Annotated in this window: 4 protein-coding genes; all 4 read right to left on the reverse strand. The window is 71.9% G+C overall.

Annotated elements, in window-relative coordinates; genetic code table 11:
• Positions 1-105: 105 nt before the first annotated feature.
• The 4 genes from ACFU6K_RS37375 to ACFU6K_RS37390 all read right to left on the reverse strand — a co-directional run bounded on the left by ACFU6K_RS37375 (position 106) and on the right by ACFU6K_RS37390 (position 1,996).
• Positions 106-612 carry a hypothetical protein gene (locus ACFU6K_RS37375; protein WP_380670862.1) on the reverse strand — a complete coding sequence of 169 codons (507 nt, stop codon included), beginning with the start codon at positions 610-612 and terminating at the stop codon, positions 106-108.
• A 135-nt stretch (positions 613-747) separates the two neighbouring features.
• Positions 748-1,143, reverse strand: a complete 396-nt coding sequence (locus tag ACFU6K_RS37380; protein WP_380670863.1) for a contact-dependent growth inhibition system immunity protein — start codon at positions 1,141-1,143, stop codon at positions 748-750.
• A gap of 191 nt (positions 1,144-1,334) precedes the next feature.
• Positions 1,335-1,688 (reverse strand): hypothetical protein, encoded by a 354-nt coding sequence (locus ACFU6K_RS37385; RefSeq protein ID WP_380670864.1) that lies wholly within the window; start codon positions 1,686-1,688, stop codon positions 1,335-1,337.
• Complete coding sequence (locus ACFU6K_RS37390; protein ID WP_380670866.1) at positions 1,685-1,996, reverse strand: hypothetical protein; 312 nt, start codon at positions 1,994-1,996, stop codon at positions 1,685-1,687. Before ACFU6K_RS37390 ends, ACFU6K_RS37385 begins: the two co-directional genes overlap by 4 nt.
• Positions 1,997-2,224 lie beyond the last annotated feature (228 nt).

The following is a 2,224-nucleotide window of genomic DNA, read 5'->3' on the forward strand; positions in this document are numbered from 1 at the left end:
GAAGTCGGCCTGGCCGACTTCTCGCGCACACCTTCCCGCCTCACACCACCCGCCCTGTGACGGGCCGGCACCTCGGATCCGCTCCCGGCCGGCCCTCAGGGGCAGTCAGCGCTGGATCTCGGCCCGCGCCCGCTCGTCCGGCGTGCCGATGTCCCAGAAGCGGACGATTCCGTGCGCGCTGGCGTAGGCGCCCGTACCGCCGGTGACGGCCATATCGAGCGGGGCGCTCGCTCCGGTCGTCCAGAGCGACTGCATCGTCAGGGAGCCACCCGCGACCTCCATGGTGATGAGGCACTGCTTCGTCACCTCCGCGCCGTGGAGCTGGACGACCTGGCACGATCCGCCCCCGCGTCCGACGCTGCGGCCGCCCTGGACGGTGGTGCCGGAGTAGACGTCCAGGTCGCCCAGACTCGGCCCGGCCTTGCCGAGGTCCAGAACCTCGTACTGGTCGTTCTGGACCTTGAGTTCGAGCACCTCGACGCGGCCCTTTCGCGGACTGTCCGCGTCCGCGGTGCCCACCGCGGCGAATCCGATCGTGGCCGTGGCCAACGAGGCGGCGACGAACCTCCTGACCGTCAGGTGCCTGTTGCTGCTGCTTCCGTTGGTGACCATGGTGGGTCCCCCTTCGCTGTGAACTCGTGCGCGAACTCCCTCGACGCTATGACCTTCGACCTGGCCTTTTCCAAGACCAATCTCGTTATCGCGCCATACCCTCACGGGCATGACGGGCGCACAGCGGAGCCGGCCCTACCGGGCCAGGAACCCCGCGCCCTCGCGTTCCAGGGCCGGTGACACCTCGGCCGGCTTCGAGACGATCGACCCGACCTCCCACCTCAGTTCGGGGCGCTCTCTCCAGACCTCCTCACCCCTGGTGAGCACGGCGGCCAGCAGATCGCCCTCGTACAGGTCGCCTTCCGCCAACGGGTCGGCCCGCAGGATCTCCACCGCCAGCGGCAGGAGATGGGCCAGGCTCACGTCCTGCCTGATCAGCAGCCGCAGGTCTTCGACGGTCAGGCCGCCGATCGGCTTGTGCCGAAGCCCGCGCACGGTCGCCATGAGCCGGGTCTCGTCGCCCGAAGGGGCCGACCGGCGATCGCGCTCAAGCTCTTCGAGCGAGCGGTCACGGTCCACGGTTCGAGTCACCGACCGATCGTCCCCTGTCAGCTGCCGAAAGCTGTCTGAGCGGCGGTCAGCCGACGGACTTCACCGACTCCTCCGACAGGTCCCGGAGCCTCCGCGCGTTCTCCCCGTCCAGCGCGTACCGCGCGACTCCCTGCAGGGGGACGCCTCGGCGGTCCAGCGGGCTGGCGGAGGCCCGTTGAGCCCGGCGAGGGTCAGTCCGTGGCTTTGGGGTGACCGACTCCCGCGTAGGTGATCCAGGCGGTGCGGTTGGCATCGTCGATCAGGTACCGGATACGCCCTCCGCCCGTGACCTCGTATTGCCAGCATTCCAAGGCTTGCCCCTTGAACGCGGAGCTTCCGAGGCGGCCCTTGAGCCGGTGCTGACGGTCTGCGTTGCCCACGCCCCGCGGGGCGGCACGGATCGCCTCGAAGGCACGACGCAGGTTGCCCGCCGCGTGGCGAGCCAGTTGCTCCCAGCCATCGGCTGCTTCGGAGCCGGCGAAGCGGAGGTCGAGTTCGTCGCCGATCGGAGGGGGCGCGGCTCGGCCCCCGCCCTTAGGGCTCACTCGGCCGCCTCGGGCGGCGGGACGGGTCCGAGGTCGCCCCCGAGCTCGCGGGTGAGGACGGCGAGCAGGGCCGGGTCCGCGTACACCTCGGCGCTGTGCTGCCACTGGGTGAGCAGCAGCTCCACCGGGGCGGGATCGTCCGGGGCCGCCGCGCCGCGCACCGTGTCGAACAGTTCGGCGATCAGGGTGTCGAGGTCCCCGTCGGGCAGGACGGTGCACCAGGGCAGGGCGACGGGCAGTGCCTGCCGCAGTGCGGCGGCGTCTGCGGCCCGCGCGAGCTCGGCGAGCGATTCGGGGGTGAAGTCCACGACCGGGGAGCGTACTTGAGGCGGGGAGGATCGAGTGCGGGCGCGAGTGGTCAGCGGCTCGGGTGGCAGGGGGCGGGGGTGTTACGGGCCGGGTCGGCGGTGACGGCCGCCGCGGCGGCGCGGGCCAGGCAGGCGATCAGGCAGCGGGTGACGGGGTGGCGGACCTGGCGCGGCGGCTGGGCTGGGCGGAGCGGCGGGTGGACCTGCCCGCCGGGCGGTACGAGACGC

Origin of the sequence: Kitasatospora sp. NPDC057512 (assembly GCF_042802135.1) — a bacterium.
Taxonomy (GTDB): domain Bacteria; phylum Actinomycetota; class Actinomycetes; order Streptomycetales; family Streptomycetaceae; genus Kitasatospora.